Genomic DNA, 14577 nt, shown 5'->3' with positions numbered 1-14577 from the left:
ACGCACGACGCAGACGGTCAGTTGTTGAAGTCGAAGCCCAGGCGGCCGAGCTGCTTGGGATCGCGCTGCCAGTCCTTGGCCACCTTGACGTGCAGGTCGAGGTAGACCTTCGTGCCGAGGAGCCGTTCGATGCCCTGACGGGATTCCGAACCGATGGCCTTGAGTCGGCTGCCGCGCTTGCCGATGATGATGGCCTTCTGGCTGGGACGTTCGACGTAGAGGTTGACGTGGACGTTCCACAGCGGGTTGTCCTCGCTGCGACCCTCACGCGGGTACATCTCCTCGACCTGCACGGCCAGGGAGTGCGGCAGTTCGTCACGCACCCCTTCGAGTGCCGCTTCTCGGACGAGCTCGGCGATCATCTTCTCCTCCGGCTCATCCGTGAGATCCCCGTCGGGATAGAGCGGAGGAGACTTCGGCAGATGGGCCGCCAGCACCGAATCGACGGTCTCGACCTGGAAGTCCTCGACCGCGGAGACGGGGACGACATCGGCGAAGTCGGCGAGTTCGCCGACAGCCAGCAGCGCCTCGGCGATCTTGTCCTTGGGCACCCGGTCGACCTTCGTCACGAGCGCCACGATCGGGGTCCGCCCGTCCAACAGCGCCAGCTGGGAGGCGATATAGCGGTCTCCCGGACCGATCGGCTCGTCGGCGGGCAGGCAGAAGCCGATGACATCGACCTCGCCCAGCGTGGAGGCCACGAGGTCGTTGAGCCGGGCACCGAGCAGGGTGCGCGGTTTGTGCAGTCCGGGGGTGTCGATGAGGATGAGCTGGTGGTCGTCCTTGTGGACGATTCCACGGATCGTGTGCCGGGTCGTCTGAGGCTTGGCCGAGGTGATCGCGACCTTCTCCCCCACCAGCGCATTCGTCAGCGTCGATTTGCCTGTGTTGGGCCGTCCCACGAAGCAGGCGAAGCCGGCCCGGTAGTCCTCGGGATAGTCCGTGCGAAATTCCATCTCAGTCCTCTTCCTTCGTCCCCGAACCATCGGCTGCGGCGGTCTGCACGTCGTCTCTGCTGTCGTCGTGGGTGCGGGTGACCCGCACATGGGTGATCCGGTGGCGGCGACCCTGACCCTCCATGGCTTCGATGTCGAGCCCTGCGATATGAGCGCGCGATCCGTCGATGGGCACCCGGTCGATGAGCTTCGAGAGCAGACCGCCGACGCTGTTGACATCGTCTTCGTCGATGCGCACATCGAAGTACTCGGCGAAATCGGAGATCGACATGCGGGTGCTGATGACGAACGATCCGTCTGCGGCGGCGACGAGTTCGTCATCGCCGTTGTCGTATTCGTCTTCGATCTCACCGACGATCTCTTCGACGATGTCCTCGATGGTCACAAGTCCGGCGGTGCCGCCGTATTCGTCGATGAGGATCGCCAGATGGGTGGAGTCGACCTGCATCTGCCGCAGCAGGTCATCGGCCGGTTTCGTCTCCGGGACGAACAGAACGGTGCGGGCCAGGTTGCCCACAGGTCGGTCGGCTTCCTCGGGGTGGAGGTGGAGGCGGCGGGCGACGTCCTTGAGGTAGGCGACGCCGCGGACGTCATCGAGGTCCTCGCCGCAGACGGGGATGCGGGAGAAGCCGGAGCGGAAGAACAGGTTCATCGTCTTCTGCAGGCTCACCTCGGCGTCGACGGTGATGAGGTCGGTGCGCGGAACCATGACCTCGTTCGCCGAAGTGTCCGAGAGGTTGAACACCGACTGGATCATCTCGCGTTCGCCGTCTTCGATGATGTCGGATTCGCTGGCACGCTCCACGAGGTCGCGCAGCTGTTCGGAGGTCACGAACGGACCGTCCTTGTACACCTGGTCCGGGGTGAGCAGATTGCCGAGCACGACGAGGATGCGGGTCAGCGGTTTGAGCGCGACGAGGACGATGCGCACGACCCAGCTGAGGTTGAGGCTCACGGCCAGGGACCGGCGTTTGCCGATCGTGCGCGGAGAGACTCCGGCGATGATGAAGACCGCCACCGAGGCGGTGAGCACCGTGAGGAACACCATGAGCGGGCCCACGGAGTAGTAGGAGTCATAGGCCAGGGCGATGAACACCGTGGCGAGTGCTTCGAGGAAGTTGCGGACGAAGATGATGACGTTGATGTTCGTCGGCAGGTCCGCGAGGATCTTCTCCACGCGCACTGCCGCCCGTCTGCCTTCCTCCTTGGCCTCTTCGACCGCGTGGTGGGAGACGTTGAGCAGGGCCGCATCCACGGCCGAGAGAGTGGCGGCGATGATCAGGCACAGGGCCGCACCGAGGAAGTACGCGAACACGGTCAGACCTCGGTGGGGGTGGGGATGTCGGTGCGACCGTCATAGCGGGCCGCGAAGAAGGTCAGCAGCAGATGCCGCTGCAGGGCGAACATCTCTTCCCGCTCTTCGGGCTCACCGTGGTCGTAGCCGAGCAGGTGGAGGAATCCGTGGACGGTCAGCAGCAGGATCTCATCCATCGTCGAATGGCCGGCCGCTCGAGCCTGGGCTTCGGCCACCTCGGGGCAGATGATGACATCGCCCATCTGGCCTTCGGTCGGATCGTCCGGTTCGCCACGGTGGAGCTGATCCATGGGAAAGGACATGACATCGGTCGGGCCCTCGAGGTCCATCCAGGTGACGTGGAGTTCGGACATGGCCGCCGAGTCGACCATGGTCACGGCCAGCTCCGCACCGGGGTGCATGTGCAGAGCAACGCCTAAGTATTCGCTCAGGGCCACGACTTCGTCGAGGTCCACCTCGGCGTCGGTCTCGTTGAGGATCTCGGTGTTCATTCGGCATTCCCCCACAGGTCGTAGGCATCGACGATCTTCGTCACCAGCGAATGCCGGACGACGTCCTTGCTGCCCAGTTCGCAGAACTGCAGGTCCTCGATCCCGTCGAGGATGTCGCGGACGACCTTGAGCCCGCTGCGGGTCTTGCCCGGCAGATCGATCTGGGAGATGTCGCCGGTCACGACCATGCGTGATCCGAATCCGAGGCGGGTGAGGAACATCTTCATCTGCTCGGCCGTCGTGTTCTGGGCTTCGTCGAGGATGATGAAGGCGTCGTTGAGGGTCCGACCGCGCATGTACGCCAAGGGAGCGACCTCGATCGTGCCGGTCTCGATGAGCAGCGGGATCGACTCGGGATCGACCATGTCGTGCAGGGCGTCGTAGAGCGGACGCACGTACGGGTCGATCTTGTCGTTGAGAGTGCCCGGCAGGTAGCCCAGCGATTCCCCGGCTTCGACGGCGGGCCGGGTGAGGATGATCCGCGAGACCTCTTTGTGCTGGAGGGCGTTGACGGCCATGGCCATCGCCAGGTAGGTCTTGCCGGTTCCGGCCGGGCCGATGCCGAAGGTGATCGTGTGATTGCGGATGGCCTTGACGTAGTCGTGCTGGCCCATCGTCTTCGGACGGATCGACTTGCCCCTGGTGGAGAGGATGTTCGTGCCCAGCACCGTCGAGGCGGCCGCGCCTTCGGAGGAGAATGTCGCGACCCGGTCGATCGTCTCTTCGTTGATGCGATGGCCGGCGGTGTAGAGCTTCTTGAGTTCCCCGATGACGCTGACGAAAGCTTCGACGCGTTTCGGGTCGCCGGTGACCTGGACCTGGTTGGCCCTGACGTGGATGTCGAGGTCGTCGAAGGTCTTCTCCAGAGCGCGCAGGTTCGACTCTCCGGGGCCGAAGAAGGCGACGAGGTCGATGGAGTCGGGGATGACGAGGCGCACGGTGTCGCGTGCGGAGCCGCGTGTGTCCGTCGCGGTGTCATTCTCAACGGCACCGTCGTTGTGTGCGGTGTCCGGGTCGGTGGGGTTCATGGGGTTCGAATTGGGTGGGGTGATGTCCAGAATGTTCCTTTGCGAGTGAGCGCACCGTCACCGGCGGCGCCTGAATGTGCTTCCATCCTAGTCCGACGCCTCACCAACGGCCCAATGAATTCTGGGCCAGGACCAGACCCGCCGATCCCGCCGATGATGAGCGCAGGATCGTCGGACCGAGGCACACCGGCAGCGCTCCGCGACCGGTCAGGGCGTCGAGTTCTCCGTCGCTGATGCCGCCTTCGGGTCCGACGACGAAGACGATGCGTGCCGGCAGCTGGGCGGGGTCACCTGCGGCCAGGTCGGCCAGGTCGGCCAGGGCGTCGGAGAGTCTGCGCTGCGCGGTCTCGTGGAGGACGAAGACGGCATCGGTGTCGCCGACGGTCTGGGCCAGGGAGGATCCGCGGACGAGATCGTGGAGGACCGGGAACCGTGAACGTCTGGCCTGGAGGGAGGCCGCAGCCAAGAGGTTCTCCCATTTTGCGGCCATCCTCTCCCGCTTCTTGGCCGGCCAGTCCGCGATCGAGCGTTCGGCGGCCCAGGGAATGACCTCGTCGACGCCGATCTCCGTGGCCGTCTCGATGGCCTGCAGGTCCCGGTCGCCCTTCGCCAGTGCCTGGACGAGGACGAGGCGCGGACCCGTGCTGTCCTCGTTCGTCACCGCGGTGACGTCGATCGTCACCTCATTCGGCGAGGCGGCCGTGACGGTTCCGCGGGCCCGTGTGCCTGCGCCGTCGACGATGTCGATCTCCTCGCCGGGACCGATCCGACGCACCCGCACCGCGTGCCCGGCCACGTCCTCACCGAGGGTGAGTGCGGAACCGACGGCAGCCTCGGCGGCCGTGGCGGAGCGGAAGACGGGACGACTCACCGACCGGCGAACCTCTCACGCATGCGGGAGAACATTCCCCGGTTCTCGGTCGATATCTGGGCGCGCGGTGTCTCCTCTCCGCGCAGCTGGGCGAGCTTCTCGAGCAGTTCCCGCTGGTCGTCGTCGAGTTTGTCCGGGGTGAGGACATCGATGGTGATGAGCAGGTCCCCGCGGGTCTCCGAACGCAGACGGGCGGCACCGAGTCCGGAGAGTTTGACGACGGTGCCGGACTGGGTGCCGGAGGCGATGTTGAGGTCCTGGGTGCCGTCGAAGGTCTCGAACGGGATGGTCGCGCCCAGAGTCGCGGCGGTCATCGGCACCGAGACGGCGGCGCGGAGGTTGTCGCCGTCGCGCTGGAAGACCTCGTGGCGGGTGACCATGACCTCGACGAAGAGGTCACCGGCGGGTCCGCCGCCGGGGCCGACCTCGCCCTGGCTGGACAGCTGGATGCGGGTGCCGTCGGAGACGCCGGCGGGGATGCGGATCTTCATGGTCCGCTGCTTGCGCACACGTCCGTCGCCCTGGCAGTTGAGGCAGGGGTTCGGGATGACGGTGCCGAAGCCGTGGCAGGAGTTGCAGGTCTGGTTCGTGACCATCTGTCCCAGCAGGGTCCGGGTCATGCGCTGGACGCTGCCGGCACCGTGGCACAGTGAGCAGGTCTCGATCTTGGTGCCCTCCTGAGTGCCGGCACCGGAACAGGTGTCGCAGACGACCGCGGTGGTCACATCGAGGTCGACGGTGCCGCCGAAGGCTGCGGTCTTCAGGTCGATGTTGACGCCGACGAGGGCGTCCTTGCCACGCTGTGTGCGCGGGATCGGGCCCCCGGCCTGGCCGCCGCCACCGCCGAAGAAGGTTTCGAAGATGTCGCCGAATCCGCCGAATCCGCCGCCGGCGGGGAAGCCCTGGCCGTTCTCGCCGCCGCCCATATCGTAGTTGCGGCGCTTGTCCGGATCGGAGAGCACATCGTAAGCCAGTGAGATGGCTTTGAATTCGTCTTCGTGACCTGGATTGACGTCCGGGTGGTACTTGCGTGCCAGCTTCCGGTACGACGCCTTGATCTCAGCCGCGGAAGCATCTTTGGACACTCCGAGTGTTTCATAGTGATCGGCCACAGAAACTTCTCTCTCCCTGACGTAGTGGTGTTCTCTGTTCGTGGTGGTGGCGGCTGCGCTGCTGCGCGGTCCTCACCGATGTTGTGCTGCCCGGCTCCGGGCGCCTCTGGTCGTCGTCACTTCGGGCCCTACCCTCGATCCAGGATCGAGGACACGTATTTCGCGACGGCACGGACTGCCGAGATCGTCGTCGGATAGTCCATTCGGGTCGGGCCGAGCACTGCCAGTCTGGCCGAGGAACCCGCGTCATGACCATATTCGGCGGCGACGACGGAAGTCGAGCTGAACGATTCGTGAGTATTCTCACGCCCGATGCGCACGCTGATCTCCTCGTGGTCTTCGGCCATCGAGGTGAGCAGCCTGAGCAGGACCACCTGCTCCTCGAAGGCTTCGAGGATCGGGGCCATCTTCTCTCCGAATTCGCTCCCGGAGCGGGCGAGATTCGCAGTGCCGGCCATGATGATGCGCTCTTCACGGGTCGCGGCCACGAGGTCGACGACGGCGGCGCGGACCTGCTTGAGTCCGGAGTCGTCACGAGCAGCCGCCTCACTCGGTTCGGGGGCGGCCGCCTCGGCGGCGGAGGTCGATCCGAAGATCTGGGCGAGTGTGCGCCCGGCGAACTCGGCGTTGATCTGATCGCGCAGCCCGCGCACGGCGTCTTCGTCGACCGGGGTCGGGGTGATCACGGTCTTCTGTTCGACCTGTCCGGCATCGGTGATGAGGACGACGAGGATCCGGCCGGGACCGAGACCGACGATCTCGATGTGTTTGATGCGGGCCCGTGACACCGTCGGGTACTGGATGAGGGCCACCTGGCGGGTGAGGCCGGAGAGGACGCGGACGGTGCGGTCGAGCATCTCGTCGAGTTCGACGTCACCGTCGATGAGCTGGAGGATCGCGCGGCGTTCTGCGGTGGTCAGCGGTTTGAACTCGTCGATGCGATCGACGAACATCCGGTACCCCAGGTCGGTCGGGATCCGGCCGGCCGAGGTGTGGGGCTGGGCGATATAGCCCTCCAGTTCGAGCTGGGCCATATCGTTGCGGATCGTGGCCGGAGAGACGCCGAGGGTGTGGCGCTGCACGATCGCCTTCGATCCCACGGGTTCGTTGGTGGCGACGAAGTCCTCGACGATGGCGCGCAGCACCTGTGCTCGTCTGCTGTCGTTCATCGCGGGTCTCCTCTCCGTCTCGCCGGGCCGATCGCGGTTCCGCGCCTGCGCTTGGCACTCCTTGGGCCTGAGTGCCAATTCTACGCCTCTCGTTCCAGGAATTCATTTCTGGGGTGGCCTGCGGGTCTGCGCCCATGCGGGACCGTCCTTGACTAGGGTGGTTGCCCGTGAATGCTTTTGATCGCTATGGCCCCGATGTGCTCTCCGGTTCCTCACCCTCGTCACACCGGCCGAAGAAGTCCCGCCAGGTCGAGCTCGGCCTGGGCATGGTCCTCGAGGATGCCGTGAGCGGCTATGTCGGCGCTGTCGTCGGTGCGGAGAAGACCACGGCCGGGGTCGTCGTCAAGCTTGAGGACCGCGTCGGAAAGGTGCGCGCCTTCCCGCTGGGGCCGGGGTTCCTCCTCGAAGGTCAGCCGGTCGATGTGCAGCTGCCGAAGAAGCGGGCGCGAGAGCCCGGACGGACCGCTTCGGGCTCTCGCGCCGTGGCCGGTGCCAAGGCACGGGTGGCACGCGGATCGCGGATCTGGGTCGAAGGCAAGCACGATGCCGAACTCGTCGAGAAGATCTGGGGCGATGATCTGCGCATCGAGGGCGTCGTCGTCGAACCTCTGGGCGGTCTCGACGATGTCGCCGACAAGCTGGAGGCCTTCGGTCCGGACCAGGACCACCGGGTGGGTGTCCTCGCCGACCACCTGGTGAGTGGGACGAAGGAATCGAAGATCGCCGAGGCGGTCCGCGCCGATCCGCGCTATCGCGACGTCGTCCACATCATCGGTCACCCCTACGTCGATATCTGGCAGGCGGTGAAGCCCCATGTCGTCGGAATCCGCGAATGGCCGGTCGTCCCCCGGGGCGAGGACTGGAAGACGGGAATCCTGCGTCGCATCGGGTGGCCGCATGCCGACCATCGGGATGTCGCTCGCGGGTGGGTGCGCATCCTCGGGAAGGTCAGCACCATCGCCGATGTCGAACCGACGCTGTCGGGGCGGGTCGAGGAGCTCATCGATTTCGTCACCGTCGGCTGAGCGTCTCCGGTGGCCCGACGCGGTCGCCGTGTGCCGAAACTGTCACAGGAGTGAGGCTTTCCCGACATCCTCGGTGTGAGTCGCTCCGCTAGGGTGAATGGCAAGCGTCCGTCGAAAGGATCCCCATGTCGTTCACCCCCGAACAGCCCGGCAGCCGTCCGATGCCCCCGAACTACTCTCAGGCCTCCGGACCACAACAGCCCTACGCTCCGCAGAACCAGCAGTACTCTCAGCCGCAGAGCTACGGCGGCCAGTCCGGCTACGGCTCGCAACCCGGCTACGGCGCTCAACCGGGTTACGGCGGTCAGCCGGGTTACGGCGCTCAGCCCGGGTACGGAATGCCGCAGATGCACAATCCGGCGATGTTCGACTCCGCTCTCTGCCCGAGCAGGCCTACGGCCCTGGTTCCGAACAGTTCTGGATGGCTCACGAACCCGACCGGACCACGGCACTGTGGACCCACCTCGGCGCGATCATCTTCGGCTTCATGCCGCTCATCATGTTCCTCGTGAAGAAGGACGAATCGCCCTTCGTCCGGGAGCACTCCCGTCAGGGCCTCAACGCGCTGATCACGAACACGATCGTCACTTTCGGGGCCCTCTTCGTCTTCGGCATCCTCGGTTTCATGCTGGCACTTGTGACATTCGGTATCGGCATCCTCCTCGTGTATGCAGCGCTCATCGTCCCGCTCTTCTACGTCGTCCTCTACATCATCGCGGCCGTCGCAGCGAACAAGGGCGAGGGTTACAAGTTCCCGCTCACCATCAACTTCGTGAAGTGACCATTCCCCGTCACCCCGCACTCTCTGGACTAGTGTGGGGTGATCGCAAACTCTGAAGGGACTCTCATGTCGGACAACCCGCAGCAGCCGAACAACGGACAGTCGCAGCCGATGCCGCCGAACTATTCGCCGCAGTCGGGCCCGCAGCAGCCGCACACTCAGCAGCCTCAACAGGGAAGCCGACCTCAGTACGGCTCCCAGCCGCCGAACCCGGCGTACGGTTCTCAGCCGCAGAACCCTCAGCAGGGCCATCCGGGGTACGGCTCGCAGCAGGCTTATGGCAGTCAGCCCGGTTACGGGCCTCAGCAGCCCTACGACGCTCCGCAGGGTCAGCCTCAGGCCGGGTACGGATTCCAGGGAGCGTCCTCCGCGCACTCACCTGCGGCCGGTGTGCCCATGGGCTCCGAACTGCCTGATGCGGCCTATGGTCCGAGCTCTGTCGGGTTCTGGAAAGCCGACCAGACCGAACGGACGACGGCCCTGTGGTCGCACCTCGCCCACGCGGCCACCTACGTCATCGGACTCGGCTGGATCGTCACTCTCATCCTCTTCATCATCAACAAGGACAAGTCGCCGTTCCTCCGCCATCATGGTGCGCAGTCACTCAACCTGCTGATCATCGGTGTCATCGCCGGGTTCGGCATCGGGCTGATCGGAGGGGTTCTCTCCATCGTCGGCATCGGACTGCTTATCCTGCTGCTCCTGCCGGTGCTCTCGATCTACATGATCGTCATCGAGATCATCGCCGGACTGGCAGCCAACCGAGGTGAGGGCTACCGGATCCCGATGACTCCGAACTGGATCAAGTGATCTGTCGCTCCGCGAGGGTCTCACCCCAGCAGAGTCGCTGAGCAGTTCGCCCCACCGCCCGGTCCGGGTGGCGGGGCGAAACTCATTCACACGTATTCGGTGAGGACGCGGACCATGTGGTCGGCCAGCAGACGTCCCTGCAGAGTCGGCTGGAACCAGCCGGCCTCCACGCCATCGGCGTCGAGCAGTCCCTGTCTGACGAATGTTCTGATCGCCTGCTCGCTGCCTGGTGCCAGGGAATCCAGACGCAGCTCCCGGTCGATTCGGGCGGCGAGCATGATCCGTTCGATCTCCCGGGTCTGGTCGTCGAGGACCTCACGGCCGATCGACGGGGACTCCCCCGCTAACAGCCGGTCGGCCCAGGCACGTGGGTGTTTGGCATTCCAGAACCGGACTCCCCCGACGTGTGAGTGAGCGCCGGGGCCGAAGCCCCACCAGTCGGCATTGCGCCAATAGGCCAGATTGTGCTCACAGCGCGTATCGGAACCGGTCGACCAGTTGCTCACTTCGTACCAGTGCAGACCGGCAGCGGAGATCGCGGCGTCGGCGATCTCGTATTTGTCGGCCAGATCGTCCTCATCGGGCATGGGCAGCTGCCCGCGGCGCACCAGCGAGCCCATCTTCGTGCCCGGTTCGACGATGAGGGAATAGGCCGAAATGTGGTCGACGTCGTTTCCCAGCGCGACGTCGAGGGATCTGCGCCAATCGTCGATCGACTCCCCCGGGGTGCCGAAGATGAGGTCCAGGCTGAGTTCGAGGCCGGCTTCCTTGACCCAGCGAGCCACCTCGGGGATCTTCTTCGGATCGTGCGTGCGATCCAAAGTCGCGAGCACATGCGGCACAGCCGACTGCATGCCCATGGAGACGCGGTTGAAACCGGCTCCGGCCAGCGTCGCGATGTACGCGGGATCCAAGGTGTCGGGGTTGGCTTCGGTGGTGACTTCGACGTTCTCCGCCAGGCGGAAGCGAGAACGGATATCGTCCATCACCCCGGCGAGCACGTCGGCTGCGAGCAGCGTCGGGGTGCCTCCGCCGAAGAAGATCGTCGAAACCTCACGATCGCCTGCCCCCACCTCGGCGAGGGTGGACACGGACAGGTCGAGCTCACGGGCGAGATTGCTGCGGTAGTCCTCCCGGGAGGCGCCCGGTCCGAGGTCCTCGGCGGTATAGGTGTTGAAGTCGCAGTAGCCGCAGCGGACCCGGCAGTACGGGACGTGGACGTAGAGGCTCAGTCCCCGCTCGGCGGCGCCGATTCCTGCCGATGGCGGCAGGGAACCGTCGCGCGGAGGGACCTCGCCGGTCGGTTGTGCGGGCACTTACTTCTTGCTGTCCTTCGTCTCCGGCTCGTCCGAGGACAGGGCCGCGATGAATGCCTCCTGCGGCACTTCGACCGTGCCGACCATCTTCATCCGCTTCTTGCCTTCCTTCTGCTTCTCGAGCAGCTTGCGCTTACGGCTGATGTCGCCGCCGTAGCACTTCGACAGCACGTCCTTGCGGATGGCGCGGATGGTCTCACGGGCGATGATCCGGGATCCGATGGCCGCCTGGATGGGCACCTCGAACTGCTGGCGCGGGATGAGCTTGCGCAGCTTCCCGGCCATCGCCACCCCGTAGGAGTACGCCTTGTCACGGTGGACGATCGCGGAGAACGCGTCGACCTGGTCGCCGTGCAGCAGGATGTCGACCTTGACGAGGTCGGAGGCATCCTGACCGTCGTCGGAGTAGTCGAGAGAGGCGTAGCCCTTGGTCCGGGACTTCAGCTGGTCGAAGAAGTCGAAGACGATCTCTGCCAAAGGCAGCCGGTAGCGGATCTCCACCCGGTCCGAGGACAGGTAGTCCATGCCCTGAAGTTTGCCGCGGCGGTCCTGGCACAGTTCCATCACCGCACCGATGTAATCGCTGGGGGTGAGGATGGTGGCCTGAACCATCGGTTCGCGGACTTCCCTGATCTTGCCGGTGGGGTATTCGCTCGGGTTCGTCACCACGGCCTCCGAGCCGTCTTCCATGGTCACGTCGTAGATCACCGACGGTGCGGTGGAGATGAGATCGAGGTCGAACTCGCGTTCCAGGCGGTCACGCAGCACTTCGAGGTGGAGCAGACCGAGGAATCCGCAGCGGAATCCGAAGCCCAGAGCCGTCGAGGTCTCGGGTTCGTAGGCCAGGGAGGCATCATTGAGTTTGAGTTTGTCGAGGGCGTCTCGCAGCACTGGATAGTCGGAGCCGTCGATCGGGAAGAGTCCGGAGAACACCATCGGCTTGGGTTCGCGATAGCCGTCGAGAGGCTGATCGGCCGGGGTGGCCGCGGCGGTGACGGTGTCACCGACCTTCGACAGTCGCACGTCTTTGACCCCTGTGATGAGGTAGCCGACCTCGCCGACGCCCAGGCCCTTCGTCGCCTTGGGCTCGGGCATGGAGGCACCGATCTCCTGCAGCTCATGGGTGGTGCCGGTCGACATCATCTCGATCTTCTCGCGCGGGGCCAGCGAACCGTCGATGACGCGGACATAGGTGACCACACCGCGGTAGGTGTCGTAGACGGAGTCGAAGATCATCGCGCGTGCCGGTGCGTCGGCGTCGCCGACGGGGGCGGGGATATCGGTGATGATGCGGTCGAGGACCTCTTCGACGCCTTCGCCGGTCTTGCCCGACACGAGCAGGCAGTCCTCGGGTTCGCAGCCGATGAGGTTGGCGAGTTCTTCCGCGTACTTCTCCGGCTGTGCGGCGGGCAGGTCGATCTTGTTGAGCACGGGGATGATCGTCAGATCGTTCTCCATGGCCAGGTACAGGTTCGCCAGCGTCTGGGCCTCGATGCCCTGAGCCGAATCGACGAGCAGCAGCGCACCTTCACAGGCGGCCAGGGAACGCGAGACCTCGTAGCTGAAGTCGACGTGGCCGGGAGTGTCGATCATGTTGAGCGCGTACGGGGTGTCCTCGTGTTCCCACGGCATGCGCACGGCCTGTGATTTGATGGTGATTCCGCGTTCGCGTTCGATGTCCATCCGGTCGAGGTACTGGGCACGCATATCGCGGTTCTCGACGACACCGGTCATCTGGAGCATGCGGTCGGCCAGGGTCGACTTGCCGTGGTCGATATGAGCGATGATGCAGAAATTGCGAATCAGCTCGGGTGAGGTGGCAGACGGTGAGATCCGCTGTGCAGCTTCCTTATTCACCTGAGGTGACATGAACGCCCTTCCTTTGACAGACCAGGTCCCCAGACAGACCCGATCTCCCATTCTTTCATGACTTGCGCACGGACTTGGAATCCGCGGCGTGCGCATCATGATCATCCCTGACTTTCTCCGTTCGGACCTCTGCCGGTCGGCACAGATCGGGGAAGATGGTGTCATGAGCGATTTCCGGGTCATGAGCTTCAACCTCCGCTATCCCGCCATGGACGGTCATCCGGTGGCCGAGCGGCTGCCGATCGCCGCCGAGCTCATCCGGCGCGCCCACCCCCACATCATCGGCACCCAGGAGGGCGAACTCGACCAGCTCGAGACGCTCATCAGCCTCCTGCCCGAGGAGTACATCTGGCTCGGAGAGGGGCATTCCGGCGGCAATTCCGGTGAGTTCACCGCCGTGATCCTCGATTCGAAGCGCTTCGACGTCGAAGCCGTGGACATCAGCTGGCTCTCGGAACAGCCCGACACCGTGGCTTCGGAATCGTGGGGAGTCTCCCATGCGCGCACCCTGACGACGGTCGACGTCCGCGATATCGGCTCCGACCGGCGGCTGCGGGTGCTCAACACCCACCTCGATCACAAGTCCGAGCGCGCCCGACTCGAATCCGGTCGGCTCATGGCCGACACCATCGCCGAGGCGGCCCACCCCTGCGTGGTCACCGGTGACTTCAACGTCGCCACCGGCTCCCCGGTCTACGACTTCTTCTGCACCGAGCTCGGGCTCACCGACACCGCCGCCGAGATGCCCGGTGAGGACATCGGCACCTTCCACCGCTACAAGGGTCCGAAAGTCGGTGAACCGCGCATCGACTGGATCCTCACCACCCCGGGCCTGCGGACGGTGTCCACTCGCATCGACACGTTCGACGACGACGGGAAGTATCCCTCCGACCACTTCCCCGTCGAGGCGGTTCTCGACTTCACATGACCGTGTCGGCGCGCTGCATCCCCCTGCCCGACCGGTTCGCTGTTCTTCGGGTTCGCTGTTCTTCAGGTCCGTGGCAGGCGACTCGTTTAGGCTGGACGTATGAATTGGAGATCACTGGTCAATCGGGCCGCGAGAATCGGAGTCCGTCAGGGGCTGCGCTACCTGCGTCAGTCGCAGTCGAGGAAGAGCTCCGGGGGTGCCTCGCAGCCCACGGATGCCCGCCGGCAGACTCCCGCGCAGTCGGACGGCGGAGGCGGTGCCGCCTCGGCGCGGCCTGGTGAGCGTTCCGTCTCGGGCGGGGCGGGTTCGTACCCCGGTGATTACACGGGTCCGCTCACGGTCAGCTACTCTCCCGATCTCGACGGCGACGCCGATCCGGGCGAGGTCGTCTGGGGGTGGATCCCCTTCGAGGAGGACCATTCGCAGGGCAAGGATCGGCCGTCCCTCGTCGTCGGTCGCGACGGCAGATGGGTGCTCGCGCTCATGCTCACCAGCCAAGATCACATTCCAGGCGGGATCGGCGAGGTCCGTGAGGACCGGCATGCCAAGTGGATGAACATCGGCACCGGGGACTGGGATTCGCGGGGTCGGCCCTCTGAGCTCCGTCTTGATCGGGTCATCCGACTCGACCCGGATTCGATCCGCCGGGAAGGTGCGGTCATGCCCCGTGAAGTGTTCGATCACGTGGCCGAGAACCTCGCCGGCTGAGACCCGGCAGAGCAGCTGGATCGCGCCCCTGCATCCGCGGCGGGGCAGGACAGGACAGAGATTTCCGGCCCGGGGCCCGAGCCTGTATCATGGGTGATTGTGTCTTCATCAAGGCGTGTGTCTCGCCGAGGTCGGGTGAAGATGCCGTCGGATTCGATGTCGTCGATGTGTTTCCCCGCGGAGATGATCATGTCGGTT

The 14577-nt window shown here is 65.1% G+C and carries 14 protein-coding genes; 5 read left to right on the top strand and 9 right to left on the bottom strand.

What is annotated here, in order from left to right:
* Positions 1-17 precede the first annotated feature (17 nt).
* The 7 genes from era to hrcA form a co-directional block, all read right to left on the bottom strand.
* The gene (era, locus tag GUY37_RS08305; RefSeq protein WP_166824393.1) at positions 18-956 is read right to left on the bottom strand and encodes a GTPase Era; all 939 of its coding nucleotides are present in this window, start codon (positions 954-956) and stop codon (positions 18-20) included.
* Between the two features lies 1 nt (position 957).
* Positions 958-2271 carry a hemolysin family protein gene (locus GUY37_RS08300; RefSeq protein ID WP_166824390.1) on the bottom strand — a complete coding sequence of 438 codons (1314 nt, stop codon included), beginning with the start codon at positions 2269-2271 and terminating at the stop codon, positions 958-960.
* Between the two features lie 2 nt (positions 2272-2273).
* A complete protein-coding gene (gene ybeY, locus GUY37_RS08295; RefSeq protein WP_166824387.1) occupies positions 2274-2762 on the bottom strand; it encodes an rRNA maturation RNase YbeY in 489 nt (162 codons plus the stop codon).
* Entirely contained in the window at positions 2759-3790 is a 1032-nt protein-coding gene (locus tag GUY37_RS08290) for a PhoH family protein (protein WP_166824384.1), read from the bottom strand. Before GUY37_RS08290 ends, ybeY begins: the two co-directional genes overlap by 4 nt.
* Before the next feature lie 100 nt (positions 3791-3890).
* Positions 3891-4661 (bottom strand): 16S rRNA (uracil(1498)-N(3))-methyltransferase, encoded by a 771-nt coding sequence (locus GUY37_RS08285; RefSeq protein WP_166824382.1) that lies wholly within the window; start codon positions 4659-4661, stop codon positions 3891-3893.
* Positions 4658-5773, bottom strand: coding sequence for a molecular chaperone DnaJ (dnaJ, locus tag GUY37_RS08280; RefSeq protein ID WP_166824379.1), 1116 nt, complete (start codon positions 5771-5773; stop codon positions 4658-4660). The genes GUY37_RS08285 and dnaJ overlap by 4 nt, the downstream gene beginning before the upstream one ends.
* A gap of 128 nt (positions 5774-5901) precedes the next feature.
* A complete protein-coding gene (gene hrcA / locus GUY37_RS08275; RefSeq protein ID WP_152346294.1) occupies positions 5902-6942 on the bottom strand; it encodes a heat-inducible transcriptional repressor HrcA in 1041 nt (346 codons plus the stop codon).
* Positions 6943-7103: 161 nt separating this feature from the next.
* On the opposite strand from hrcA, the gene GUY37_RS08270 reads away from it, so the two are divergent.
* The 3 genes from GUY37_RS08270 (at position 7104) to GUY37_RS08260 (ending at position 9558) form a co-directional block, all read left to right on the top strand.
* Positions 7104-7967 (top strand): DUF3097 family protein, encoded by an 864-nt coding sequence (locus GUY37_RS08270; protein ID WP_166824376.1) that lies wholly within the window; start codon positions 7104-7106, stop codon positions 7965-7967.
* Positions 7968-8388: 421 nt separating this feature from the next.
* Positions 8389-8748 carry a DUF4870 domain-containing protein gene (locus GUY37_RS19175; RefSeq protein WP_228278437.1) on the top strand — a complete coding sequence of 120 codons (360 nt, stop codon included), beginning with the start codon at positions 8389-8391 and terminating at the stop codon, positions 8746-8748.
* A 66-nt stretch (positions 8749-8814) separates the two neighbouring features.
* The gene (locus GUY37_RS08260; protein ID WP_166824374.1) at positions 8815-9558 is read left to right on the top strand and encodes a DUF4870 domain-containing protein; all 744 of its coding nucleotides are present in this window, start codon (positions 8815-8817) and stop codon (positions 9556-9558) included.
* Positions 9559-9644: 86 nt separating this feature from the next.
* Here the strand turns inward: GUY37_RS08260 and hemW are convergent, their stop codons facing one another.
* Together hemW and lepA are read right to left on the bottom strand one after the other, a co-directional pair.
* Entirely contained in the window at positions 9645-10874 is a 1230-nt protein-coding gene (gene hemW / locus GUY37_RS08255) for a radical SAM family heme chaperone HemW (RefSeq protein WP_166824371.1), read from the bottom strand.
* The gene (lepA, locus tag GUY37_RS08250; protein WP_228278436.1) at positions 10875-12743 is read right to left on the bottom strand and encodes a translation elongation factor 4; all 1869 of its coding nucleotides are present in this window, start codon (positions 12741-12743) and stop codon (positions 10875-10877) included. It lies immediately after the preceding gene.
* Between the two features lie 163 nt (positions 12744-12906).
* Here lepA and GUY37_RS08245 point away from each other — a divergent pair, with 163 nt between their 5' ends.
* Both GUY37_RS08245 and GUY37_RS08240 read left to right on the top strand, forming a co-directional pair.
* Positions 12907-13671, top strand: coding sequence for an endonuclease/exonuclease/phosphatase family protein (locus GUY37_RS08245; protein ID WP_166824368.1), 765 nt, complete (start codon positions 12907-12909; stop codon positions 13669-13671).
* Between the two features lie 99 nt (positions 13672-13770).
* A complete protein-coding gene (locus tag GUY37_RS08240; RefSeq protein ID WP_166824365.1) occupies positions 13771-14379 on the top strand; it encodes a type II toxin-antitoxin system PemK/MazF family toxin in 609 nt (202 codons plus the stop codon).
* Positions 14380-14577: the final 198 nt, after the last annotated feature.

The organism is Brevibacterium limosum (assembly GCF_011617705.1).
GTDB classification, from domain to species: domain Bacteria; phylum Actinomycetota; class Actinomycetes; order Actinomycetales; family Brevibacteriaceae; genus Brevibacterium; species Brevibacterium limosum.
This window is presented reverse-complemented; position numbering and strand designations above follow the sequence as displayed.